At 60.8% G+C, this 25,265-nt stretch carries 23 protein-coding genes; 8 read left to right on the forward strand and 15 right to left on the reverse strand.

The features are described from left to right. Positions 1-12 precede the first annotated feature (12 nt). The 5 genes from cydB to AC1DPR_RS07570 form a co-directional block, all read right to left on the reverse strand. A complete protein-coding gene (cydB, locus tag AC1DPR_RS07550; RefSeq protein WP_477816046.1) occupies positions 13-1,167 on the reverse strand; it encodes a cytochrome d ubiquinol oxidase subunit II in 1,155 nt (384 codons plus the stop codon). A 5-nt stretch (positions 1,168-1,172) separates the two neighbouring features. Continuing rightward, complete coding sequence (locus tag AC1DPR_RS07555; RefSeq protein ID WP_477816047.1) at positions 1,173-2,753, reverse strand: cytochrome ubiquinol oxidase subunit I; 1,581 nt, start codon at positions 2,751-2,753, stop codon at positions 1,173-1,175. A 76-nt stretch (positions 2,754-2,829) separates the two neighbouring features. Then, positions 2,830-4,521: a thiol reductant ABC exporter subunit CydC gene (gene cydC / locus AC1DPR_RS07560; protein ID WP_477816048.1), complete on the reverse strand. Its 1,692-nt coding sequence runs from the start codon at positions 4,519-4,521 to the stop codon at positions 2,830-2,832. Continuing rightward, a complete protein-coding gene (cydD, locus tag AC1DPR_RS07565; protein ID WP_477816049.1) occupies positions 4,518-6,212 on the reverse strand; it encodes a thiol reductant ABC exporter subunit CydD in 1,695 nt (564 codons plus the stop codon). The genes cydC and cydD overlap by 4 nt, the downstream gene beginning before the upstream one ends. A gap of 4 nt (positions 6,213-6,216) precedes the next feature. Next, positions 6,217-6,795 (reverse strand): GbsR/MarR family transcriptional regulator, encoded by a 579-nt coding sequence (locus AC1DPR_RS07570; RefSeq protein ID WP_018857153.1) that lies wholly within the window; start codon positions 6,793-6,795, stop codon positions 6,217-6,219. Between the two features lie 290 nt (positions 6,796-7,085). On the opposite strand from AC1DPR_RS07570, the gene AC1DPR_RS07575 reads away from it, so the two are divergent. Further along, positions 7,086-7,760: a Crp/Fnr family transcriptional regulator gene (locus AC1DPR_RS07575; RefSeq protein WP_051085590.1), complete on the forward strand. Its 675-nt coding sequence runs from the start codon at positions 7,086-7,088 to the stop codon at positions 7,758-7,760. A gap of 91 nt (positions 7,761-7,851) precedes the next feature. After that, entirely contained in the window at positions 7,852-9,012 is a 1,161-nt protein-coding gene (locus AC1DPR_RS07580) for an aminotransferase (RefSeq protein WP_477816050.1), read from the forward strand. Positions 9,013-9,262: 250 nt separating this feature from the next. On the opposite strand, the gene AC1DPR_RS07585 is transcribed toward AC1DPR_RS07580, so the two are convergent. From AC1DPR_RS07585 to AC1DPR_RS07610, 6 genes are all read right to left on the reverse strand, one after another. After that, positions 9,263-10,369, reverse strand: coding sequence for a Gfo/Idh/MocA family protein (locus AC1DPR_RS07585; RefSeq protein WP_018857150.1), 1,107 nt, complete (start codon positions 10,367-10,369; stop codon positions 9,263-9,265). An 11-nt stretch (positions 10,370-10,380) separates the two neighbouring features. Further along, the gene (locus AC1DPR_RS07590) at positions 10,381-11,166 is read right to left on the reverse strand and encodes a ThuA domain-containing protein (protein WP_018857149.1); all 786 of its coding nucleotides are present in this window, start codon (positions 11,164-11,166) and stop codon (positions 10,381-10,383) included. 75 nt (positions 11,167-11,241) lie between these two features. Further along, a complete protein-coding gene (locus AC1DPR_RS07595; protein ID WP_113471559.1) occupies positions 11,242-12,270 on the reverse strand; it encodes an ABC transporter ATP-binding protein in 1,029 nt (342 codons plus the stop codon). A 12-nt stretch (positions 12,271-12,282) separates the two neighbouring features. Continuing rightward, positions 12,283-13,113, reverse strand: coding sequence for a carbohydrate ABC transporter permease (locus AC1DPR_RS07600; protein ID WP_018116605.1), 831 nt, complete (start codon positions 13,111-13,113; stop codon positions 12,283-12,285). Further along, a complete protein-coding gene (locus AC1DPR_RS07605; protein ID WP_018857147.1) occupies positions 13,113-14,099 on the reverse strand; it encodes a carbohydrate ABC transporter permease in 987 nt (328 codons plus the stop codon). Before AC1DPR_RS07605 ends, AC1DPR_RS07600 begins: the two co-directional genes overlap by 1 nt. An 84-nt stretch (positions 14,100-14,183) precedes the next feature. Beyond that, the gene (locus tag AC1DPR_RS07610; RefSeq protein WP_018857146.1) at positions 14,184-15,449 is read right to left on the reverse strand and encodes an ABC transporter substrate-binding protein; all 1,266 of its coding nucleotides are present in this window, start codon (positions 15,447-15,449) and stop codon (positions 14,184-14,186) included. Between AC1DPR_RS07610 and AC1DPR_RS07615 the strand changes: the two genes are divergently transcribed. The 6 genes from AC1DPR_RS07615 (at position 15,367) to ligD (ending at position 21,268) form a co-directional block, all read left to right on the forward strand. Continuing rightward, positions 15,367-15,597 (forward strand): hypothetical protein, encoded by a 231-nt coding sequence (locus AC1DPR_RS07615; protein ID WP_409564067.1) that lies wholly within the window; start codon positions 15,367-15,369, stop codon positions 15,595-15,597. The genes AC1DPR_RS07610 and AC1DPR_RS07615 overlap by 83 nt on opposite strands. Before the next feature lie 167 nt (positions 15,598-15,764). Beyond that, on the forward strand, positions 15,765-16,790 hold the full coding sequence (locus tag AC1DPR_RS07620) for a substrate-binding domain-containing protein (RefSeq protein ID WP_477816051.1): 1,026 nt from the start codon (positions 15,765-15,767) through the stop codon (positions 16,788-16,790). A gap of 339 nt (positions 16,791-17,129) precedes the next feature. Further along, a complete protein-coding gene (locus AC1DPR_RS07625) occupies positions 17,130-17,486 on the forward strand; it encodes a hypothetical protein (RefSeq protein ID WP_477816052.1) in 357 nt (118 codons plus the stop codon). Positions 17,487-17,634: 148 nt separating this feature from the next. Then, on the forward strand, positions 17,635-17,904 hold the full coding sequence (locus AC1DPR_RS07630; RefSeq protein ID WP_026371785.1) for a hypothetical protein: 270 nt from the start codon (positions 17,635-17,637) through the stop codon (positions 17,902-17,904). An 11-nt stretch (positions 17,905-17,915) separates the two neighbouring features. Further along, positions 17,916-18,749 (forward strand): non-homologous end joining protein Ku, encoded by an 834-nt coding sequence (gene ku, locus AC1DPR_RS07635; protein WP_018857143.1) that lies wholly within the window; start codon positions 17,916-17,918, stop codon positions 18,747-18,749. A 2-nt stretch (positions 18,750-18,751) separates the two neighbouring features. Continuing rightward, positions 18,752-21,268, forward strand: a complete 2,517-nt coding sequence (gene ligD, locus AC1DPR_RS07640; RefSeq protein WP_113471563.1) for a DNA ligase D — start codon at positions 18,752-18,754, stop codon at positions 21,266-21,268. A 19-nt stretch (positions 21,269-21,287) separates the two neighbouring features. On the opposite strand, the gene ku (AC1DPR_RS07645) is transcribed toward ligD, so the two are convergent. The 4 genes from ku (AC1DPR_RS07645) to AC1DPR_RS07660 all read right to left on the reverse strand — a co-directional run bounded on the left by ku (AC1DPR_RS07645) (position 21,288) and on the right by AC1DPR_RS07660 (position 25,113). Then, entirely contained in the window at positions 21,288-22,097 is an 810-nt protein-coding gene (gene ku, locus AC1DPR_RS07645) for a non-homologous end joining protein Ku (RefSeq protein ID WP_018857141.1), read from the reverse strand. Between the two features lie 104 nt (positions 22,098-22,201). Next, a complete protein-coding gene (locus tag AC1DPR_RS07650) occupies positions 22,202-23,209 on the reverse strand; it encodes a DNA topoisomerase IB (protein ID WP_018857140.1) in 1,008 nt (335 codons plus the stop codon). 1,160 nt (positions 23,210-24,369) lie between these two features. Continuing rightward, positions 24,370-24,714, reverse strand: coding sequence for a hypothetical protein (locus AC1DPR_RS07655; RefSeq protein WP_477816053.1), 345 nt, complete (start codon positions 24,712-24,714; stop codon positions 24,370-24,372). 177 nt (positions 24,715-24,891) lie between these two features. Next, positions 24,892-25,113 (reverse strand): hypothetical protein, encoded by a 222-nt coding sequence (locus AC1DPR_RS07660; RefSeq protein WP_018116593.1) that lies wholly within the window; start codon positions 25,111-25,113, stop codon positions 24,892-24,894. Positions 25,114-25,265 lie beyond the last annotated feature (152 nt).

Genomic DNA, 25,265 nt, shown 5'->3' on the forward strand with positions numbered 1-25,265 from the left:
CGTCTTTCTCCTTTAATAAGCGTGGCCGCTCTTGTCGTTGACCGTCCCTTCATCGACCTTGCCCCAGAGAACTTTGTAGACCCAGGAAGTGTAGGCGATGATTATCGGCAGAAAAATCAGCGACACGACGAGCATGACGAATAGCGTCGTGTGGCTCGACGAGGCATCCCACACCGTCAGGCTCGAGTTTGGCTCGAGCGAGGAGGGCAGGATGAACGGGAACATCGAGAGACCGACGGTCGAGATGATTCCGAAGATCGAGAGCTTGCTGAAAAGCAGCGTTGCGACTTCCCACTTCGCCCGCATGGCGACAAAGGCTGCCGCGGCTCCAAGGAAGCCCAGGACCGGCGCAATCATCATCCACGGATAGGTGCCGTAGTTGGCCAGCCACGAGCCGTCATGCGCTGCCGTCTTGAGGAGCGGATTCGACGGACCGGCCGGATCGATCTCGCTGGTGATGTTGTAGCCGTTTACACCAAGCGCCAAAAAGATTCCGCCGAGCGCGAAGAGGGCGAGCACGCCAAGCGCGGCCAGGCTGCCGTAGCTTCTTGCACGCCCCGCGACCGGACCGCTGGCTTTCAGGACCAGCCAGGCTGCACCGTGCATGACGAGCATGGCGACCGAAAGCAGGCCGCAAAGCAGCGCGTATGGGTTCAGCAACCCGAAGAACGACCCCTCGTAGAAGATGCGCATGTCAGCCGGATCGAAGCGGAAGGGTACGCCCTGCAGCACGTTGCCGACGGCTACGCCGAAGATTAGCGACGGAACGAAACCGCCGATGAACAGCGCCCAGTCCCAGTTGTTGCGCCAGCGGGCGCTCTCGCGCTTCGAGCGATATTTGAAGCCGACCGGCCTCAGGATGAGCGCGAGGAGGATCGCGAACATCGCGAGGTAAAAGCCGGAGAACGAGACCGCGTAAAGCGGCGGCCAGGCAGCGAAGATCGCGCCGCCGCCGAGGATCAGCCAGACCTGGTTTCCTTCCCAGACAGGGCCGATCGTGTTGATGGCGATACGGCGCTCCGTATCCGTCTTTGCGACGAAGGGCAGCAACGTGCCGACGCCAAGGTCGAAGCCATCCGTGGCGGCAAAGCCGATCAGGATCACGCCGAGAAGCAGCCACCAGATCAAGCGCAGGATTTCGTAGTCTATGAGTTCGTGCAGGATCATGATCGTTACTCCGCGGCTGGAACGAGGGTTTCGGAGATCAGCTCGGCTTCCGGCTCATTGTCCGGCTCAGGTCCCTTTTGGATGGCTCTGATCATCAGCGTCATCTCGACGACGATCAGCACTGTATAGAGCGCGGCAAAGCCGCAGATCGTCAGCAGAACCGTGCTTGCGCCAAGGCTCGACACGGCCATTGCGGTCGGCAGCACACCTTCAATGACCCATGGCTGGCGGCCGATCTCGGCGACGACCCAGCCTGCTTCAATGGCAAGCCAGGGAAGCGGGATGGCGAAGACAGCGATCATCAGCAGCAGTGGATACTTATCCAGGTGGCGCCGTGCCGACAGCCAGAAGAAGGTCGCCGTCAGGACGATGAAGAACATGCCGAGCCCGACCATGACGCGGAACGACCAGAAGAGCGTCGGCACATGCGGAACGGTGTCGCGCGCGGCCTGGGTGATCTGGGCATCAGTCGCCTGGCGCGGATCGTCGACATAGCGCTTCAGAAGAAGGGCATAGCCAAGCTCATGCCCCAGTTCCTCGAAGGAGGTGCGGAGTTGAGGTGCAACCGCGTCCGGCGTTGCGGCGGCACGGATCTGCATCAGCGCGTCGTAAGCCTTGATGCCGTCGCGGATACGCCCTTCAGACTCCCGTTCCAGCTGGTCGATACCGGGTATTTCCGTCGTCAGCGAGCGTGTGCCGATCAGACCCATGACCCAGGGAATGTGAACGGCGAAATGTGTCTCGCGCGCGTCCTGATCGGGGAAGCCGAAGGCGGTGAAGGCGGCAGGCGCCGGTTCCGTCTTCCACATTGCCTCGATGGCGGCGAGCTTCATCTTCTGGTTTTCGGTTGCGAGGTAACCGCTTTCATCGCCGAGGACGACGACCGACAGTGCCGAGGCAAGGCCGAAGGAGGCGGCAACCGTCATAGAGCGCTTCGCCATTTCGAGGTGGCGGCCCTTGAGGAGGTACCAGGCCGAAACACCGAGAACGAAGATCGACGCGCAGACATAGCCGGCCGAGACGGTATGGACAAACTTCGCCTGGGCGACGGGGTTGAAGACCACGTCGAAGAAGCTGGTGATTTCCATGCGCATTGTCTGCGGATTGAGCGCCGAGCCGACCGGGTTCTGCATCCAGCCGTTGGCGACGAGAATCCATAGCGCCGAGAAATTGGAACCGAGTGCCACACACCATGTCGCCATTAGGTGACCGACCCTCGACAGCTTGTCCCATCCGAAGAAAAACAGGCCAACGAAGGTTGCCTCAAGGAAGAAGGCCATCAGCCCCTCGATTGCGAGCGGGGCACCAAAGATATCGCCGACATAGTAGCTGTAATAGCTCCAGTTCATCCCAAACTGGAATTCCATGACGATGCCGGTGGCGACACCGATCGCGAAGTTGATGCCGAAGAGTATGCCCCAGAACTTCGTCATCTGTCGCCAGATGTGGCGGCCCGTCATGACGTAGACGGTCTCCATGATGGCGAGCAGCACGGAGAGTCCGAGCGTCAAGGGTACGAATAAAAAGTGGTAAAGCGCGGTCAGCGCGAATTGGAAGCGCGATAGCGCGACGATGTCTAGTTCCATTGTTTTTCTCCCACGGCCCCATGGGGTATGAAGAGTTTCCGCCAAACCGGATTGCCTGGCGGCCATGTCGTGTGACTCAGTCCGGCCTCAGCCGGTTCAAAGCCTTTTCGAACGCCGTCTCTCCACGGCGTGAAACTTCTGTGATGCGACCATCCTCCATGACCGCGATGGCATCAGCTATCGCGGCTTCGCGACGGATATGTGTGGCGATGACGAGCGAGCGTCCGTTCGCCTTCTCCACCAGACGGCGGATGACGTCGCGCGCGGTGGCGCCATCGAGACCTTCCGTCGGCTCATCCAGCAGCCAGAGCGGCGTGTCGCGCAGGAAGAGGCGGGCGAGGGCAAGGCGGCGCGACTGACCACCCGAGAGCCCCATGCCGCCTTCGCCAAGCGGCGTGTCGAGGCCGCGCGGCAAAGCTGCGACATCCTGCAAGAGGCCCGCCGCGGCGAGCGCCTCGCGCAGGGCGGTGTCTGGTGCATCGGGGCTTGCAAGCAGGAGATTGCCGCGAAGGCTATCTTGGAAAAGCTCCGTTCGCTGCGTCAGCAGGGTGGCGTCGAGGCACTCGACGCTTCCTTGGCTGGCGCGCATTTCGGCTGCGAGGAGGGAAAGAAGTGTTGATTTTCCGGCGCCGCTGGTGCCAACTAGGGCGAGCCTCTCCCCCAATTGCAGATCGAGATCGATATTGTGAAGCACGGGTGTTTCCGTGTCGTGTCCCGCGCTGACGCGGCTCAGGCGAAGCGCAAAGCCGGGAAGTGGCGCGGCGCTGTGGTGTAGTTCTTCATCATCTGCCGACAGGCGGGGCGCGATGCGGCGGGCAGCAATAAGCGTACGGCCAAGTTCCATCGCCCCACGGCGCAAGGCACCAAAGGGCTCGACAGCGGCGAAGGCGATCAGGATTCCAAGCACGGCGACTGGTGGGCTGACTGCGCCCCCATGGGCCAATGCCGCGACTGCCAGCAGCGCACCGGTCAGCAACGCAGTGGCGGTGAAACCAAGGCCGATTGTGATGCCGGCTTCGATGCGGTTTAGGCGGTCGTCGGCGGCCGCGGCGTAGTGGTCGGCATCGGCAATCGCCGTACGCTGCGCGTCGAGGCGTCCGGCCATCAGCAAGTCGGTCTGCCCGGCAACGAGATCGATGGTGCGGGCGCGAATGGCTTCGATGCCGTGGGTGCGTCGACGGGCGTGCTTCGTTGCCCGGCGTCCAGCAAACAGCGGAATGCCGAGACCTGCGACGAGCAAGACACTGCCGGCAGCCAGTCCAAAAAGCCGATCCATGAGACCAAGCGCGACGCTTGTTGCAAACGCTGCGACAATAGCGACGCCCGCGGGTACCAGCACGCGTAGGTAAAGGGAATCGAGTGCATCAATGTCGCCCGTCAGGCGGAAGAGCAGGCGGGCCGGTCGGCGTGCGAGCTCGCGTGCGGCACCGGGCGCGGCCCATCCACGGAACAGCCGTTCGCGCAGAGCTGCGAGGACGCTCAGCGTTGCGTCATGAGTGGCCAGCCGTTCGCCGTAGCGTGAGGCGGTTCGGCCGAGTGCAAGCAGGCGAATGCCGGCCGATGGCATGAAGATGTCGAAGGCGGCAATCGTTGCGGCCGAAAGTCCGGCGATGCCGGTTGCGGTGATGAACCAGCCGGAGAGGCCGAGCAGGGCAATCCCCGCGGAAACGGTGGTCGCGGAAAGTGCGGCCCCAAGAAGCAGACCGCGGCGGCGTGCGGTCAGGAAAAGCCTAACGATCGGCTTGAGGCTGGAAAGCGATGTGCTCACTCGGCGGCCTCCCGTGCAATTTCGCGATCAAGGACGACCGTCCGGCCCATGCGTGCGGCAAGCTGTGGGTCATGGGTTGCGACGACAAGGGTGCGGCCCTTGGCCAGAGCGAGCAGGCTCTCGGTGATGTCGCGTGCGGTTTCGGCGTCGAGATGGGCGGTCGGCTCGTCCGCAAGTACGATGCAGCCCTCCGCATTACAGGCGGCGCGGGCGATGGCGATGCGCAGGGCTTCGCCGCCGGACACTCCCGTGCCTCCATCGCCAAGCGGACGGCGAGCGTGGCTGCGGGCGAAGCGGCCGAGCTTTGCGAGATCAAGGGCTCTTGCCACGGCCTGCATGGAGACGCCGGGCCGGCCGAGCGAAATGTTACCGGCGACCGTGCCGGCAAAAATATGCGGCTTCTGGCCGACCCAGGAGATCTTGGCCTGAAGGGCGGGGCTGGCTGGTTGTCCGTCGAGGGTGACGCCGCCGGTCTCACAGGCGGCGTGGCCGGCGATCAGTGCGAGCAGGGTCGATTTGCCGGAGCCGCTGGCGCCGAGCAAAGCAACATGCTCGCCGGGGCGAATGCTCAAATTGAAGGTATCGATGGCGGCGTTGCTGCCCTCGCTGTAGCGGAAGCCGATATTCTCCAGGCGGATGGCACCAGCTGCAGTTTGGGGTGCGGATGTATCGCTTACGATGGGCAGTTGGAGTCCATCCGCGCTCAGCGCTTCGATCGCCTTGATCGCCGCTTCGCCGGCGGCACGGTCATGCCAGACAGCCGAGAGCTCGCGCAGCGGCTCGAAGAAGGCGGGTGCAAGCAGCAACACGAAGAGACCGCTCGTCAGGTCGAAACCACTGGCCCAGGCACCGAAACGGATCTCGCCGAGCAGGGAGAAGCCGACATAGACGGCGACCAGCGCGACGCCCAGCGCAGCGAAAAGCTCGAGAACCGCCGACGACAGGAAGGCGATTTTCAGAACGGCCATGGTGCGGGCCTTCAGCGAGTCTGCATCGGCTCTGAGCCTCGTCGCGGTGGCATCGACGGCACGAAGCGAACGGATCGTGGCCATGCCACGCAGGCGATCGAGGAGGAAACCGTTAAGGCCGCCAGTCGCCGCCAACTGCTTCTCACTCACCGCCTGCGCACGCCAGCCGATCAATGCCATGAAGATCGGGATCAGCGGCATGGCAAAAAGGAGAATGAGAGCTGCAATCCAGGAAATGGGGAACACGCAGGCAAGGATGACGAGCGGCACTGCACTCGCCTTGAAGCGGGCGGGTTGGAAGCGCGAGAGATAGGGAACGATCATATCGGCTTGCTCGCCGATGATGCTTGCGGCTTCGCCGGAGCTAGGTCTTTTGCTGTCGATCGGCGAGCGTCGGGCGAGGGCTGCGACGGCCAGTTCACGCCGCATCGACAATTCGGCGCGCGCTGCGCGAAATGCCATACGGCCACCGGTGGCCTCGAGGCAGCTTATTACTATCCCGAGCAGTGCAATATAGATGGCGAGCCACAAGACGTCGTTGAAGCCGCCACCGTTCGTGATGCGGCCGACTGCCGTTGCGAGAAGCGCTGCCTGCGGGATCCAGATGAGCGATGCCAGGGTCTGGACAGCCGCTGCCTTGCGCAGCCCACCATGTCTGGGCACAGGTTTCGACGGCTTGCCGAAAGCCTGCTTTCCGTTTGCGTCTAAGCAAGCACTTGCCATAGCGCTAACTCTTGTTCGCAGGATTGGGCCGGCGGCCGCGGCCGAGCGAAACGACTCGGTCCTTGGCCTCTAGCAGCTTCGTCACTTTCGCACCTAAGGAGAGTAACGTTGCAAGCCGCTCTGTTTCAAGTTGTTTTACGTCTTCGTACCAATGCGTTAGCTGCTCGATCAGGGCGTGCATCTCGCTCATGCGCTCTTGGGCATGGCGCTCGGCATCGCTTGCCGGGCGCTGCATCAGGATTTCCCGCAGCACCGAGAGCGTCGGATCGACCTCGCGTTTCTTGCGCTCTTCCGCCAGCGTTCGCAGGATCTGCCAAACGTCGTCCGGGGTGGTGAAGAAGTCGCGCCGGTCATCCGGTTTGTGTTTCAGCAGGACGAGGTTCCAAGTCTGCAGTTCGCGCAGGCTCATCGAGACGTTCGAGCGCGAAATGCTGAGGGCATCGGCAATTTCCTCGGCACAGAGCGGTGAAGGCGATACGTAGAGCAGGGCGTAGATCTGGCCGACCGTGCGGTTGATGCCCCAGCGCGAGCCCATTTCACCGAAATGCAGAACAAAGGATTGAACCAGTGGTGGGAGATTCATATCGGTCTCCGTAATGTCTGTAATTTCAGAAATTTCTGAAATCACTATAATCCGGTCGGCTGTCTGGGCAATCGGCAAGTGAGGCCTGCGGCAATTTGGTGCCTCGATAGGGGTCAGGAAGCAGAAGCCGGCCGATCGCTGGGGAACGGCGTAGCGCGCCGCTGCATCGTGACACTTTGACCACGATCAAGAAATTGCTGTTCTCTCGCCATGGCCGTGGTCTATGCTTTTGCGCGGAGCTGATTTTGATGCGCAAAGACATACATAATTCAAACATACCAGTGCGTTGCATGAGCTGTGAGATCCGCCACAAGGGCGTGTGCGGTGCGCTCAGCGCTGAGGAGCTGCTGATGCTTTCCGCGCATACACGCCTGGTCAATTATCAATCCGGCGACGAGCTCGCTGGCGAGAAGATGCCGGCCGAATCCTATGCCACCGTGATCCGCGGCGTCGTGAAGCTTACTAAGAGGCTGGAAGACGGACGACAGCAGATCGTCGGCCTGCAGTTCGCTCCTGACCTTCTCGGCAGGCTCAATGCGAATGAGAATGCCGTGTCGGTGGAGGCTGCCTCCGACGTCAACCTCTGTCGCATTCCGAAGGCCGCGCTGGAGCGCATGGTCAAGAGTAATCCCGCACTGGCCGAGCGGCTGATGGCGCAGGCGCTGCGTGAGCTGGACGAAGCGCGGGACTGGATGGTAACGCTCGGACGCAAGACGGCCGCCGAGAAGGTTGCTAGTTTCCTGTTGCTGATCGCCACCCATCTCGATCCCGAAACTGTCGGCGAAAAGCGCCGGTTCGAGCTGCCTTTGTCGCGGGCCGACATTGCCGACTTCCTGGGGCTGACCGTCGAAACGGTTTCCCGCCAGCTGTCGAAGCTGAGAACCGACGGCGTGATCTCGATCGTCGCCAACAGGCATATCGAGGTGCCGAAGCTGTCGAAGCTCAAGGCCTGCTGCGGCTCCTGACGATCCCTGTGCGGCATTCTTGAATGCAGGTTGCCGAGCAAGCCCATTCCGTGCAGGAGTGATGGTTCACCTCGTTCGAGAAGAGATCTGCATGTCTGCCTTGGCCAATCCGCTTGTTTCCCGCCTGTCTCCGCCACCCATTCCCTCGGTTCTCGCCTGGGCTCGCGAATACAAGGGCGGCAAAGGTCCACTGGTCGATCTCTCGCAGGCGGTGCCCGGCTATCCAGCCCATCCCGAAATGTTGCGGCTGCTCGGCGAAGCGGCATCTTCGACGAAGACGACGGGCTATGGGCCGATCGAGGGCGAGGGCGTGCTGAGAGACGCCTATGCCCGGCATATGTCTGACGTCTATGGGGCGTCCGTTGCTGCCGCCAATATCCATATCACTGCGGGCTGCAACCAGGCCTTCATGTCGGTGGCCATCGCGCTCGCCGGTTCCGGCGATACCGTGGCGCTGACCAACCCGTTCTATTTCAATCAGGAGACGACGCTGTCGATGCTCGGCATCAAGCGCGTTCTCGTCGACTGCAATACGGAAAATGGCTTCCTGCCTGAGGTGCAGTCGGCCGAAAAGGCGCTCGCGGCCGGCGCCAAGGTCTTGGCGGTGGTCACGCCGAACAATCCGACGGGCGCTGTCTATCCGCCTGAATTGCTGCTGGAACTGTTTAACCTCTGCCGCAAGCATGGGGCGTGGCTGATCGTCGACGAAACCTATCGCGACTTCCTTCCCGAAGGCTATGGCGCCCCGCATCCGTTGCTTGGCATCCCCGGCTGGGAAGACACGCTGATCCTGCTCTACAGCTTCTCGAAGTCCTTCTGCATTCCCGGCCATCGTCTCGGAGCGATCACCGCCGGCGTTAACGTCGTTGCCGAGATTACCAAGGTCATGGACAACATGCAGATCTGCGCGCCGCGCGCTGCGCAGGTTGCCGTTGCCGAGGCAATGCCGATCCTTGCGGACTGGCGGGCGGGAAATCGCCTGGAGATTGCGCGCCGCGCGGATGCGTTGCGGGCCGTCATGTCCGGATTGCCTGGCTGGGAGATCGGTGCGCTTGGCGCCTATTTCGCGTTCATCCGCCACCCGTTCGCGGAGCTCAGCTCAGCCGCTGTCGCAGAGCGTCTGGCGAAGGAGGCCGGTGTTGTTTGCCTACCTGGGAGCTATTTCGGGGAGGGGCAGGAGCACTATCTCCGCCTGGCTTTCGCCAATGCCGATGCGGCTTCGATCAGTTTGCTCGCGGATCGTCTTCGGTAGTTTTGAAATGATGAAGGCCCGCGCTAGCGGGCCTGCATTGTTCAACTCCTGTGGCGTATCGAAGCGGATGTCCCATCCGTCGTCACCCCGGCCCATGAGCCAGGGTCCAGCGCGCGCAAGTCCTTGCGCGCGAAAGATCTTTTCGCACCGCGGACGCCGTGCGGCTGGATGCCGGCTCAAGGCCGGCATGACGGAGACAGTCGTATGAATGTCCGCATCAAGGTGCCTGGCTTTTTCGCAGGTGCCTTTGTCAGACCACGACGGTCAGCGGCGGTATCCGCTTGTCTGCCGGGCTATCCTGCTCGGAGGCCTCCAGCAGATTGAGCTCCCGCCGCTCCTTCTCCGACACGATCGCAAGGTCGAGGACCTTCTGCAGATTAGCGGCGTGGCGGAAGGTCGGGTCGTCCTGCTTTCCGGTTCTGACGGCTTCCGCAAAGCGCTGATAGTTGGTCAGAACAGCCGGGACCTCGATGTCGCGCCAGGTGGCGGTCTCGATATCCTCGCCGAAGCAGCCGCGCAGTTCGGAACCGTCAGGGCGATGGATGACCTCAAGGCTGCCCTTTTCGCCATAGACGCGAAGTTTCAGCTCATTGAGATGGCCGGTTGCCCAGCGGGTCGCATGGATGACGCCGAGTGCACCATTGGTGAAATCGACCGACATGGTGAAGCTGTCGTTGGCATCCAGCAGGTACTCGCCGATCTGGCCGCCCGGTGCCTTGTTAAAGGTCTTAAGGCGGGCAAAGACGTGGTCGATATCGGTCGCCGCGCCATAGGCGGCGAAGTCGAGGATGTGGATGCCGACGTCGCCGAGCACGCCGTTCGAGCCGTGACCGGTCGACAGGCGCCACAGCCAGCGCGATTCCGTGCGCCAGTCGCCCCAGGCGCGCGAGACCAGCCAGCTTTGCAGGTAGGAGGCCTCGACGTGCCTGATGGTGCCGAGTTCTCCCGCCAATACCATTTCGCGGGCCCGCTGCAGCGGAGCGACGTTGCGATAGGTGAGGTTGACCATGTTGATGACGCCGGCAGCCTCTGCCGCTTCCGTCATCTCCAAGGCGTGGTCGTAATGCTCGGCCAGCGGCTTTTCGCAGAAGACGTGCTTGCCGGCTGATATCAGCGCCAGGCTCGTCGCGTGGTGGATGCGATCAGGCGTGACGTTGGTGGCCGCGTCGAATTCACCCCATGCGATCGCTTCCTCTAGCGTCTGGAAGCGCTTCTCGATGTGGAAGTGATCGGCAAATTCGGTGAGGCGCGCCGGGTCGGTATCGACGGCGCCGACAACTTCCACGCCGTCGATGGCGAGGAAGTTGGCAACCTGGTTTCTGGCCATCGAGCCGGTGCCAAGAACGAGTAGTCGCATATGTGTGCTCCTCAGCGGTAACCGGCTTCGCCGGCCTGATGCAGTCGCGGGCCGCGTTCGACGATCGGCTCGAGAGCCTTTTCGACCGGAACATTCGGGGCATCGGTGATGCTCTTCAGATCGCCCTGTGGGTTATAAGCCCATTTCACGCCGTTGATGAGTACCTTCTGAACGTTGGCATCATGATAGGTCGGATAGGTTTCGTGGCCAGGGCGGAAGTAGAAAATGTTACCGGCGCCACGACGCCAGGTAAGTCCCGAACGGAAGACTTCGCCGCCCTGGAACCAGGAGATGAAGACGGTTTCCAGCGGCTCCGGCACGGAGAACTGCTCGCCGTACATTTCCTCGTTCTCGAGAACGAAGTTTTCGTCGATGCCGGCTGCGATCGGGTGGCGCGGGTTGATCGTCCACAGACGCTCGCGCTCGCCGGCTTCGCGCCACTTCAGCGCGCAGGGGGTGCCCATCAGACGCTTGAAGATCTTCGAGAAGTGGCCGGAGTGCAGGACGAGAAGGCCCATGCCTTCCCAGACGCGCTTGGCGACGCGCTCGACGACAACGTCGGAGACCGCGCCGTGATCCTTGTGGCCCCACCAGGTGAGGACATCGGTTTCGGCAAGGCGGGCTTCCGTCAGGCCGTGCTCGGGCTCCTGCAGCGTGGCCGTCGTCGCCTGGATCGCCGGATCGGTATTCAGCGCGTTGGCGATGGTGGTGTGCATGCCTTCGGGATAGATGCCCCGAACGATGGCATTGGTGGTCTCGTGGATGTTTTCACCCCAGACAATGGTGCGAATAGGCAAGGTCTTGCTCCTTCATGCAGATGGTGGATCGACCTCGATGGGAGGCGAGGCGGATCCTGTGGTTTTGGGTAGATGTCAGGCCGCGCCTTTAAGGAACACCCTCTCGAGCGCGCGTCCGGATTGGTCGAAGCGATGAACACGGTCAGCCATCGGGGAAACCCCGAGTTTCTGGCCGGGCTGGTGGCCGGAGACGCCCGTTTCCCGCACGACAAGCGGCTCTGATGTGCCGATGTCGAGATAAACGAAGCTGTCGGAGCCGAGAATTTCGGAATGAATGACGGTGCCGCGCCAGGCGGCGTCCTGCTGAACGATCTCCATATGCTCGGCGCGAACGCCGATGGTGTGGGCATTGTAGGGTGCCGAGAACTCACCGGTCAGGAAGTTCATCTTCGGCGAACCGATGAAGCCGGCGACGAAAACAGAATTCGGCGTCTCGTAGAGTTCGAGTGGCGTGCCGACTTGTTCGACGACGCCGTCCCGCAGAACGCAGATGCGGTCGGCGAGCGTCATCGCCTCGACCTGGTCGTGGGTGACGTAGATCATCGTCGTGCCGTGCATGCTGCGGTGAAGCTTGGCGATCTCCAAACGCGTCGCGACGCGGAGGGCTGCGTCGAGGTTCGACAGCGGCTCGTCGAACAGGAACACCTTGGGATCGCGGACGATGGCGCGACCGATCGCGACACGCTGGCGCTGGCCGCCCGACAGTTGGCGTGGCAGACGCTCCAGGTAGGGCGACAGCTGCAGCATGCCGGCTGCTTGTTCGACACGAGCCTTGCACTCTTCCTTCGTGCGTCCCGAGAGCTTCATTCCGAAGGCCATGTTTTCGAACACGGTCATGTGCGGATAGAGCGCATAGGATTGGAAGACCATGGCGATGCCGCGCTTCGACGGCGCGTAGCGGTTGACCGCCTCGCCATCGAAGGAAAGCGTGCCCGAGGTGATGTCCTCCAGCCCGGAGATCAACCGCAGCAGTGTGGACTTACCGCAGCCGGACGGGCCGACGAAGACCATGAACTCGCCCTTGCGGATATCGAGCGAGACGCCCCTGATGACTTCAAGCGCACCGAAGCTCTTGCGGATATTGTCGAGTCGAATCTGTGCCATATCGTGCTTTCTTCAACCTTTGACGCCGCCGGCGGTCAGGCCGGAAATGATGCGCCGCTGGAATATCAGGACCAGGACAACGACAGGGACCGTAACAATGACGGATGCTGCCATGATGTTGCCCCACGGGATTTCGAACTGGCTGCCGCCCGAAAGCAGGGCAATGGCAACCGGCACCGTTCGCTGAGCGTCCGATGAGGTGAATGTTAGGGCGAAGAGGAATTCGTTCCAGGCTGTAATGAAGGCAAGCAGACCGGTCGTGACTAGAGCCGGCCACATCAGCGGCATGAAAACCTGGGTGATGATGACCCACGGCGAGGCGCCGTCGACGATCGCCGCTTCCTCGATTTCGATCGGCAGATCGCGCATGAAGGTGGTCAGAACCCAGACCGTGAAGGGCAGGGTGAAGATCATATAGGAGAAGATCAGCGCGAAGGGCGTGTTGAAGATGCCGATCCAACGGATCAGCTCGAACAGGCCAGCGAGCACGGCGATCTGCGGGAACATCGAGACCGACAGGATCGTCAGCATCAGCAGCGCGCGGCCGCGGAAATTGACGCGGGCAAGCGCATAGGATGCTGTGACGGCCAGCAGCAGCGAGGCTGCGACAACGAGGATGGCGACGAGCAGCGAGTTTCCGAGGCTGCGGATGAAGCTGCCGGTGGTCAGCACCGACGTGTAGTTGGTGAGCGAGATCGAGGTCGGCCAGTAGTTGACCTCGAAAAGGGCAGTGCCGGCTTTGAAGCTCGTCAGGATCGCATAGTAGAACGGGAAAACCGCGATTATGACGATGACGGTGACGAGCAGATAGAAGAGCGTGTTCTTGGTCAGGGTCAGCAGCATCAGCGGTCGCTCCCACCGAGTTTGACGCGACCGAGCCACATGTAGAGCACGGTGATCGTCGCGATGATAAGGAAGAGCACGGTCGACGCCGTCGCCCCATAGGCGAACTTGTCGAAGTCGAAGAGGTTTTCGCGCGCCATGACGGACATGGTCTTGGTCTGAGCATTGTTCGGCGTCAGCACATAGATCAGGTCGAAGATGCGCAGAGCGTCGAGCATGCGAAAGATCACGGCGACCATGATGGCCGGGCGGACCAGCGGCAGGGTCAGGCGCCAGAATACCTTGATCGGATTGATGCCGTCGATCTTTGCCGCCTCGTAAATATCGGCAGGTACCATCTGCAGACCGGCGAGGATGAGAAGCGCCATGAAAGGCGTCGTCTTCCAGATGTCGACGATCAGCACCGCGATCATTGCCGTCTCGGGATTGGCGGTCCAGGCGATCTTCTGGCTGATCAGGCCCATGCCGAGCAGGATGTCGTTGAGGATGCCGAACTGGTCGTTGAGCATCCAGGCCCACATCTTGGCGGAAACGATTGTCGGGATTGCCCAGGGAATGAGGATGGCGGCCCGGACGATGCCACGGCCAGGGAAATTCGCGTTCAGTACCAGGGCGACGATGAGGCCGAGGATGGTTTCGATGGTCACCGACAGGAACGCGAATTTCATCGTGTTCCAGACCGCCTTCCACCAATTCGGGTCGGCGAGCAGGCCGCTATAGACCGTGCGCCCGCTCTTCAGCGTGATCCAGGAGAGGTAGTTCTTGAAGCCGACGAACTCGGCGCCGCTGAGGTTGGTGAGCGATGCGTTCGTGAAGCTGAAATAGATCGTCCTGAAAAGGGGCCATCCGGCGACGACGGCAAGAATGAACAGGGTGGGGGCCAGGAATATCCAGGCGGAACGGATGCGCTCGGCGCGCAAGTCCGACGAGGTATTGACGGCGCGCGCTCGCGATCCGACGCTTTGGGAAACTGCGGCTTCAGTCATGTGGTACCCGCTTCTTGAGGCGATTGACGGTGGCGTCTCAGGGAAGGGCAGCGGCGGGACGTCCGCCGCTGCCGATGCCTTCGATTACCAGTTCTCGCCCTTCAGCGATGTCAGGTCGGCCTCGAGAAGCTCGAGGTTTTCTGCGGACGTGCCGTTGCCCGAAAGCGAGTTGTGAACGGCGGTCCAGAACTTCGAGGAGACTTCGTTGTACTTGACCTTGGCGGATGCCGACGGACGCGGAACGGCGTTCTGGAAGATTGGTTTCCAGTTCGGCATGAACGGCTGTGCCGTGGCGATGTCCTTGTCGTCATAGAGCGCCGACAGCGTCGGCAGGTTGGAGAGCTCGATCGCCCGCTGTTTCTGGCTCTCCTTGGAGGTCAGGAACTTGGCGAGCGCGATCGCGGCGTCCTGGTTCTCAGAGTATTTGGAGACTGCGAGATTCCAGCCGCCGAGCGTCGATGACGGCGAGTCGCCTTGCTTGGCAACCGGAAGCGTCGTTACATCGAACTTGCCCTTGACGGCACTGTCTGCGCCATTGCCGAGGGAATAGGCATATGGCCAGTTGCGCATGAAGACGGCATTGCCGGTCTGCCAGACGCCGCGGGACTCTTCTTCCTGATAGGCGAGGACGCCGCCGGGCGAGATCGTCCCGATCCATCCCTTGGCGCGGTCAAGCGCTGCCGCGGCATTCTCGTTGTTAATGGAGATCGTGCCGTCCGGTTCGATGATCTGGCCACCGCCCGACGACTTCACCCATTCGAGCGCGTTGCAGGTCAGGCCTTCGTAGGCATTGCCCTGGAAAACATAACCCCAGAGGTCTTTCTGGCCGGCGGCGCGTTCCTTTTCCTGGATTTCCTTGGCGGTTGCCGCCATTTCGTCCCAGGTCTTCGGCGGCTGCTTGCCGTACTTGTCGAGCAGGTCCTTGCGGTAGTAGAGCGCCGGCGCGTCGGTGTAGAGCGGTAGCGCCACGAGGCGACCGTTCACGGTCTGCGAAGCGATGATCGACGGGAAGAAGTCGCCGACGACATCCTTGGCGGCATCCTTCAGGTCGACGAACTGATCCGCCAGCTGCGGCGCCCAGATGACGTCGGTCTGATAGATGTCGACGTCCTTGTTGCCGGCGGCGAGCCACAGGCGGTACTGCGAGAACTGCTCGGTCGAGGAGGATGGCATGGTCACGATGCTGACCTTGTTGCCGGTCTCCTTCTCGAAGGCGTCGAGCTGCTTGCGGAGGAGCTCCAGGTTCTTGCCTGTGGAGCTGGCGGAAATGCTGATATTTGCGGCGAAGGACGGTTGTGCGACGCCAATCAACGCGGCCGCGACGGCGACCGCTGTGAAACGAAATTTCATATCTTCCTCCCAAAAGAACCAAACATTGGAAAAATTGAAAACGGTTTGGCTGGAAAAAGTTGTCAGAAGGTCGATATTGAGTCAAGCGGGCACTCGTGCCAAAGTCGCACAACCGCGATCACATATTGATAACAAAGCAAAATCATAGAGATGCTGCTCAATTTGGTTGTGGGTAAAGGTCGAAATACCTCTTCGGGGAATATCCAAAATTGAAAACGGTTTGGTTGCTTGTAAGCTGCTATGCTTAGTCCATAAGCAAGACCAGCACTTGGCGGCGATCAGCCAGATGGACCAGCACGAAAGACGCAATGTTGAATGAAGCTTAAAGAGTTCGCGAAACAGGTCGGATTGTCTCCAACGACAGTCAGTCGTGCGCTGAGTGGTTATCCTGAGGTGAGCGAGACCACGCGTGCACGCGTTGCGGAAGCCGCCGTCAGACTGGGCTACAGCCCGAACGTCAACGCGGTGCGGCTGAAGACGGGTCGGGCGGGCGCGATCGGCGTGGTGATGGGGCGTGCCGGCGAGTTCCACTTCGCCGAATTCATGGCCGGCATGGCGGAGCGGCTGGTGGCGGAAGAAACCGACATTCTCGTCATCCCGATGGCGGATCCGAACCAGGAAGACGAGATGCAGCTTTACCGCCGACTTGTGGAGAGCCGGCGCGTCGACGCGATCATCGTGCATTCGCCGAAACCGAATGACGAGCGCATCGCGCTGCTCCACGAGCTCGGCATGCCCTTCCTCGTGCATGGCCGGTCGGCCATTGACGTGCCGCACGCCTGGCTTGATATCGATAACGAAGCTGCGATCATGCGCGCGACCTCGCACCTGATCGATCTCGGCCATCGGCGAATTGCGATGATAAACGGTCGGCCGGGCGCGACCTATGCCCTTCACCGGGACAGCGGCTTCCGCAAGGCTCTTCAAAGCCATGGCATCGAGCCCGATCCGCAGCTGATGGCGAGCGGGAATTTCACCGACGAGCTTGGCTTCCGCTTCGCTCGATCTTTCCTCGAACAACCCAACCCGCCAACTGCATTCGTCGCCGGATCCATGATGACGGCGCTCGGCGTCTATCGGGCGGCCCGCTCGCTCGGGCGGCAGATCGGCCGGGACGTTTCGGTCATCGCTCACGACGACGTCTTTCCGTATCTGACGGCGGACAACATGGTGCCGTCGCTTTCGGCAACGCGGTCTTCGATGCGCGCGGCAGGAACGCGATGCGCCGATCTTGTCCTGCAATTGCTGTCAGGACGGTCTCCGCTGGACATCCACGAATTGTGGCCCGTCGAACTGATCCTGCGCGAGTCGACGGGGCCGGCCAGGCAGTCTACGTCCTGACGTCATAACTACGGATGCCGCTTCCCCCGGGACGGTTGCTGGTAGAATATCGCGCGTTTTTCCAAAACGATGGAAAGATGATTTCCGCCTCAGCGGAATTTCGGTGCCTAGTTGATTGAGCGGACGGCGCCAAAATCGCATATTGACGGCAGTTGCTCACGCATGTCGACCATCCTCCCGGTCGATGGGCAACTGTTCCCTCTGGAGGTTTTGACCTTCGAACTCCCAGCCACCGTGAATAGCGGTGGCTTTTTTTTGCCTATCGCGCCGTCGACGTGCCTCGGAACATTCGGTTGCGGCCGCTCGTTTCCTCCGGAAGAAGAGTTGAAGGAGAGCGTCATGCAGGTCGTCGGCACGCAGGTCATTCCCGAGAAGGGTGGCAAACTCGGTTTCACAATTGAATTCGTGGGCGATGGAGGGGAGATCGTTTCCGTCCAATTGCGCAATGACGAGAAGCAAACCCTCAACTCAAGGAACGCGGTTGAACGAGCCCAGGCTGTCATGGCGGAGATGGCTACGGCCGACACGGAAGAGGCCAGCGTCGGCCGATTGAAGGCACGGCCGAGCGCTCGTGCCGCCGGCGATCAGACCGCAATGGAAGAACAGCTGGACGAGGGATTGGAAGGCACATTTCCAGCCAGCGACCCAGTCGCGGCAACTGGTTCCAGCATTCCGACCAGATCGGCAAAACACTGAGGACAGCGCCTGAAGGGCGTCGGCGGTTCCGCTTTGGCCCGATCAGGTTGCAAACGAGGAAAAAATCTGGCGCTCGCGGCGGTGCGCCGGAACTTTTTCGCTTCCAATCCATTGAATCCCTTCGTTGCCGAAGCAGGCGGGTGATCAGGTGCCTCAGATCCGGAAAATTGATCGCAAGAGCAAGCAGGTGGATGCCCGGGATAGGCTGATCATCGCGCTTTATGCTCAGCTCAAGGCCGAGCGTCAGACTCGTGAGACGCTGGAATGGGTTATTCGGAATGGGGGACTCTCGGACGAAGTCCTGGAGGCGATCGCGTCCGATCCGGTTCCAGTCGTCACCAGCGACGACATCGCCTCCGTCGAGAAGATCATAGCCATTGACCAGCGACGCAAACGCAAACTGCAAAACGACAACTGAGGGGGAATGTCATGGCAGCGCGGGCAAGCTGGAAAGGCCATCTCAAGGTCGGAGACCTTGTCTGCAGCGTAGGATTATATACGGCGGTTTCGACCTCGGACCGCATCTCGTTCAATATCATCAACCGGAAGACCGGCCATCGGGTGGAGCGGCAGTTCGTCGATAGCGAGACGGGCAAGGCGGTTGAGCGGGATGACCAGGTCAAGGGATACCAGCTGGACAATGGCGAATACATCGTCATCGAGGGCGAGGAGATGGCTGGCGTCATGCCGGAAAGCGACAAGGTCCTCAACGTCCAGAATTTCGTACCCTACAGCGAGATCAACAAGCTCTATTTCGACAAGCCCTACTACCTGGCGCCCGTCAGCGAGGATGATGAGGAGGCGCTCGGTCTGATCGCCCGCGCCATGCGCGATCAGAAGGTCGCCGCGATCGCGGAAGCAGTGCTCTTCCGCCGCAACCGTACCGTCCTGATCCGGCCGCAGGACGACTATATCATCGCAACGACGCTGAGCTTCGATTACGAGGTGCGCAAGCCGGAGACGGTCTTCAAGGACATTCCGGAGATGAAATTCGACAAGGAAATGCTCGAACTGGCCGGGCACATCATCGGCACAAAGAAAGGCACCTTCGTTCCACAGGAATACGAGGATCGATACGAGATGGCGCTCTCGGAGCTGGTCAAGGCGAAGATCGAGGGCAGGGAGCTACCGAAGGCCAAGCCGAAGCCGCAGGGCAAGGTCATCGATCTCATGGACGCTCTGCGCCAGAGCGCCAAGCTGAGCGCCAAGCCGCGAGCCGGAAAGGCAGCGCGGGCAGATAGCGGACAGACGAAGGCGAGCTGACGATGGCTCTGCAGGCCTATCAAGCCAAACGCAATTTCAAGGTAACACCGGAGCCGCGCGGGAGCAGGCGTGTCGGCAAGCCTCCAACGCAGGCCGCGCTCCGTTTTGTCATTCAGAAGCACGACGCGTCGAGGCTCCACTATGACTTCCGGCTCGAGCTCGACGGCGTGCTGAAAAGCTGGGCCGTTACGCGCGGTCCAAGCCTCAACCCCGATGAAAAGCGCCTTGCCGTCCATGTCGAGGACCACCCGCTTGATTATGGCGACTTCGAAGGCATCATCCCGAAAGGCCAGTACGGAGGCGGCACGGTGCTGGTTTGGGATCGCGGCACATGGACGCCAAATGGCGATCCGCACAGGGGCTATAAGAAGGGCCATCTCGAATTCGACCTTGACGGCGAGAAACTGAGCGGCCGCTGGCATCTGGTCCGCATGCATGGCAAGCCGGGTGAACGCCAGGAAAACTGGTTGCTGATCAAGGCTGAGGATGCCGAGGCCAGCCACAAGGGAGACATTCTCAAGCAGCGACCTGAATCGGTGAAAACGGGCCGCAAGATCGAGGAGGTGGCGAAGCACCCTGACGCCACCTGGAACTCCCATCCCAAGGGAGCGTTAAAGTCCGCCTCTTCAAAGCCCGCAGCGAATCAAGCAAGACCGAAACGTCAGGTGTGGCCGAAGGGGGCCGAGAAGGCGGCGTTGCCCGCCTTCATCGAGCCTGAACTTGCCAAGCTCAAGGCCAAGCCTCCGTCGGGAGAAGGGTGGATTCACGAGATCAAGTTCGATGGGTACCGGTTGCAGGTTCGGCTTGAGAAGGGCAAAGCCACTCTGCTGACCCGCAGCGGGCTCGACTGGACCGACAAATTTGGCCCGGAAATCGTCGCGGCCTTCACGGCACTGCCGGCGAAGGCGGCGATCCTCGACGGTGAAATCGTCGTCGAGCGTGAAACCGGCGCCTCGGACTTTTCGGCCTTGCAGAATGACCTTAGCAAAGCCCGGCACGATCGGTTCGTGTTCTATGCCTTCGATCTGCTTTACCTCGATGGATACGACCTGCAGCAAGTGTCACTGACCAATCGCAAGGCCTTGCTCGCGGACCTGCTCGCCGACGTCGACGCGCGACTTCGCTATAGCGAGCATTTTACCGAGAAGGGTGCCGTTGTGCTGGAACACGCGCGCCAGCTCGGGCTCGAAGGCATTATCTCGAAACTGGCTGACAGCGAGTACGTGTCGGGACGTACCAGCGACTGGGTCAAATCGAAATGCCTGCAACGGCAGGAGCTGGTGATCGGCGGCTATGTGCCTTCGAGTGCGATGAACAACGCGATTGGCTCGCTGGCAATGGGCGTTTACCGCAAGGGAAAGCTGGAGCATGTTGGCCGGGTCGGAACGGGCTTCAGCGTCAATGTCGCGCACGAACTCTATGACACGCTGTCGGCGATGGAGCAGACGGAGAGTTCTTTCGACGACGAGCTCACCCCCGAGGAGCGTCGCGGGCTGGTCTATGTGAAACCGAAGCTTGTTGCCGAGGTTGAGTTTCAGGCATGGTCGGCGGACAACAATTTGCGGCACGCCGCGTTTCGCGGGTTGAGAGAAGACAAGGCGCCAGAAGAAGTTATGCCCGAAGCAACAACGACGACTGCGCAGGAACTGCCTCAATCCAGCGTCACGCTCACCCATCCCGATCGGATCTATTGGCCGGAGGAGGGGATCACCAAACAGGGACTGGTCAGCTATTACGCACGGGTATGGCGCTTCATTGAGCCCTATGTGACCAAGCGGCCATTGGCATTATTGCGTTGCCCCGACGGCATTGCCGGCCATCAGCGGTTTTTCCAGAAGCATGCCTGGAAAGGCATGAACGCCAATATCGAGCAGATCACCGATCCGAAGGACAGGGGCGGCGAGAAGTTGCTGCGCATCACCGACTTCGACGGGATGGTCGCGCTCGTCCAATCGGCCGTGCTGGAGATCCATCCCTGGGGGGCGACGACGGCGAGTTGGGAGCGACCGGACATGATCACGATGGACCTTGACCCGGCCGAAGACGTTAGCTGGGCCGAGGTGATCGCCGCTGCCTACGAATTGAAGGAGCATTTGGAAGCCGCGGGCCTGGCGGCCTTTGTCAAAACCTCCGGCGGCAAGGGGCTGCACGTCGTAAGCCCGCTCAAACCGAAGGCCGGCTGGGCGCCGGTCAAGGCTTTCGCCAAGGCGCTGGCCGACGGCATGTCCAGGGATCACCCCGACAAGTATCTCGCGACCGCCACGAAGGCGAAGCGGAACGGCAAGATCTTCATCGATTATCTGCGCAACGGTCGCGGCAACACGGCCGTCGCCGCCTATTCGACGCGTGCGCGGCCCGGCGCTGCTGTTTCGATGCCGCTTGAGTGGAACGAACTGACCGATGAAATCGGTCCGGCCTATTTCACGGTCGACAACGCTCCGGCACGTCTCGATGCCTTGCGCAGCGATCCATGGGCGGATTTCTTTGCCGCCGCCGTTCCCCTTGAGAAGCGAAAGTAGCGGAGGCGGCTGCGGTCTCTCAATGAGATTTCGGGCGTCCCGTTTCCTTGGCGAGGCTCTTTTTCAGGGCGTCCATGATGTTGACGACATTGCCCGTCGGCTTGGATGCCGGCCGCTTGGATGAAGGCGGTGTGGCTTTGACAAGGCTCTTCTGCTTCGCACGGATCATGGCTCGCAAGCGCTTCTGGATCGGATCCTGCACCATGGCGGGCTGCCAATCCTCCGTTCGATCCTTGACCAGCTTCTTCATCATGGAGAGCACCGTGTCATCCACTTTGCCGTGGCTATCAAGTGTCGCGGCCGGCGGGCGAACTTCGTCGCCGAAATGCAGTGTCCAGAGGATGATGCCCTTGCCCTGCGGCTCCAGGAGGACGGCGCGCTCACGTCGGTAGAGAACAAGTCGCGCAACGCCGACGACATCGTTTGCCTTCATCGATTCGCGGATCACGCAGAAGGCTTCGGTGCCGACCTTGTCCTCCGGCGTCAGAAAATGTGGTTTGTCGTACCAGATCCAATCGATCGAGCCGCGCGGCACGAAAGTGTCGATGTCGATCGTCTTCGTGCTTTCGAGCCCGACTTCATCGAGTTCCTTGTCCTCGAGAATCACATAGTCGTCCTCGCCACGCGGATAACCTCGGGCCTGATCCTTGTCGGCGATCGGCTTGCGGGTGACGCTGTCGACGTAGCGGCTTTCGACGCGGTTCTTCGTCTTTCGGTTCAGGACGTGAAATCGAAGCTGGTTGCTATCCGTCGTCGCCGGTGTCAGGGACACTGCGGCCGTGACGAGTGACAGTTTGAGATAACCCTTCCAATACGTCTGACGTGCCATTCGCGCCCTGGCGCCCTGGCGCCATCTCCCGTGGCCGCATTCGCGGCAATCCTCCATAACGGTGTGAGCAGCCGTTTGGTTCCATTGCGCGCGGACAGATAGAGTCAGTGCCCATTGAGCGCCTTGAGCCAGCGGAGCACGGCGATCTCCTCCTGATTCATCCAGCGCAGCAGTCGCACGCTTCGGCTCGGTCGGGCGTTGGCGAGACTGGCAAGGTCGCCGGTCTCAAAGCTTTCGAATATCTTTGGATGGATATAGGACGACCGGCATACTGCGCGCGTGTTGACCAGGCGCGCGGCAATTGCGTCGATGACTTCATTCACCTGCCGGGCGCGCCCTCGCTGGCTTTCGTGTGGTTCAAGCGAAGCCAGCCCGGTCGCAGCCATTTGCGTTGCTCCCCAAGTGCGGAATTGGCGGGACGTGAAATCGGCTCCGGATGCTTGCCGTATGTAGCTGTTGACGTCCTGTGATTGGATGGGGTGGCAGACACTATCGTCATCGATGTACTGGAAAAGCTGTTGCCCGGGCAGCTCCTGGAGCATCTGCACGGCGCGCGTGATGCGACGGTCGCTATGACTGAGGCGCCATTCCTTTCCTGACTTGCCCTTGAAGCGGAAGTGAATGCTCGACCCTGATATTTTCACATGCTTGTTGCGCAGCGTCGTCAGGCCATAGGAAGCGTTCTCCGCGGCGTAGCTCGCATTGCCGACGCGGATGAAGAGATTATCGAGCAGCCAGACGATTGTTGCGAGCGCCTTGTCGATGTTGGGTGCCCGGCGTCGGAGGTCTGAATCCACCTTCTTCCGGATCGCGGGAAGCGCCGAGCCGAAGTCGGCAAGCCGCTCGAATTTGCTCTTTTCCCGCTCGGCAGTCCATTTGGGATGGTAGCGGTATTGCTTGCGGCCGCGAGCGTCGCGGCCAGTGGCCTGCAGGTGGGAATGGGGGTCGGCAGAAATCAGGACCTCGGTATAGGCCGGGGGAATGGCAAGCGCGGAGATGCGATCGAGCTCCGATGGCTCCGTGATACGGATGCCACCGGCGTCGTAATAGACAAATCCCTTTTTGCCCGCCTGCCTGCTGATGCCGGTCTCCAGGCTCGCTGTGAAAACCAAGCCGTCGGCAGTCGACGCCCCATTAAGTTGCGACGTCGCCGGTTCGTTGCGGGGTTGCGATTTATGAGTCGTTCTCTGATCCACAGTGAGCACGAAACGTCGTTGTCGTCGCTAGGTTCCGCTGCCGGCTAGGTAAGACGGCGGAACGGCGGCGAACGCGGCATTGAGTGAAGGTGGCGCGCTTGGCCCGGATTACCAATAGGACTTGGTATCTGGCTATAATCTCCCTCTACTTTCAAGGGCTTCGGTGCGCCGGGTGTGACCGACGCGCGGCACTGCCGATTCGATTCGCAAGATGGCGGCGAATTCGTCAGACCTAAGTCCAACTACCCAAGCATTGGGCCAGCGCTAACTGACCCTTGTCCTTCTGCCCCGAAGGATGAGGGAGGCTTTAGGATGTCGCGGACCAACCCTCCTGCAGCCTCCCTCCTTCCGATCGGACCTTGGTCCAACTTTCCAAGCGGGCATGCTCTGTCTAAGTTGTTCTCGTCCTTCCGCCAAAAAGGACACGCAAGGGCGCCTTCGGGCTCCCCGAGGGCTCGAGAGGATCACCAACGGGTAGGCTGACCTCTCGGCTCTCCCGTGTGAGGCAAGAGCTTCCTGCTTGACCCGGCCTGATGGCATTTGAGACTGGTGGGCAGGAGGGAAGACCCCGATGACGCCACGCAGCACGAGATTGTGCTTAGGTACCCACTCGCCTCGTCGGTTCTCCCGCACACGGCCTTGTCGAAGCGCCCAGCGACGGCCGCTACGTGATTGAGCACCCAACCGGCGACATGGAGGTGTTCCTCGATCTAGGCCCAGACGGCAGAGTGAAGGGCGCAGGGACTATCAGGACGTCAAGGAAGCTTTTTGACGGCATTGTCTTCCCCAGTTGATACTGACAAGCTTCGAAGAAGGCCGCCCAACGGTAAACCCAGACACCAGACGGTGAGCGGAAAACCGCGATGACTCTTGCGCGCCCTTCTTTAGCCGAAGCCAAGAACACGGCGGGTCGAGCATCAAAACCCTCATGAACTTAACTAACGTGCCAACCTTGGCGCTCGCCATTTATTGCGTCAGCTAAAGGGTTTTGGCTGGTTTGCTTGTAGCCCAACCCGATTAAGAGCCCGACAAACAAGGGAGCTAGCGTATCGGCGATAGACCGGCCGACAACGTGCCTAACGGAATTTCTTTACGACCTCGTACTTCCCGGCTTCCCAAGCTCTCATCTCGCCACCTTCGCAAGAGTAGTTTTCGTCAGTCTCCGCTATCCCGATCCCAATGCCCTCAACCTGGGGATCGTCGAAGGTGACGTATATGTCCGCCTTCTTGATCTTCCGCTCTTGAAAGTCCTCCAAGATTTCCTTGTAGCACGCGACATTGGGTTTCAGATTGTCGCGTAGAATTCGGGCTTCGGTTTTCTTGGTTATCTCTGAGAGCGGGCGTGTCTTCGCGAGAGCAGTAGGAGAAACTGACAGCGCCAACAACAAAGTAGGCGCAAGGGCCAAAAGAAGCTTGCTCATCTCATCGTCCGTTTGACGTCACAAAGCTGGGCATAAGGGCCGCGTCCATGAAGTGAGCCGCGCGGCGATTGTGCATATCATCACAGAGATAGGTAGGGTAGTGCATAGCCAAGCCGCGCAAGAACGAGACATCGGTCTGGTGCACGACGGATGCTGGCCTTGCGGTAGCCGTTCAGTCTACTGCGCGCCGATCACGATGTCGTCGCGGATCAGGTCCGAAAGTTCCCGTTCATCCGTGACGCCGAGTTCGATCCATTGGAGCAGGCTGTTTGCCTTTCGGCGTGCTTCAACACTTCCGGTGTGATGTCCATGTTCGTCGCACCAGCACTCCAGGATGCGATCGATCAGGTCGGTGATTTTCGATGTCAGCATCGGTCGGTGCCACGAAATCCATTGCATCGGCCCGTCTCCCTTCGAGACTGGAGCCTATGTGCAGCTGCATCGGCGTGGCAACCTCTCTAATATAAGAATCCACTCATATTGCGCTCCTAAACGCCGCTGCGTTGCAAAATGGCAATAGTCGGTGCGTCGGACTAGCGCCGAAAAGGATC

It is taken from the genome of Rhizobium sp. 01T417, from assembly GCF_056398905.1.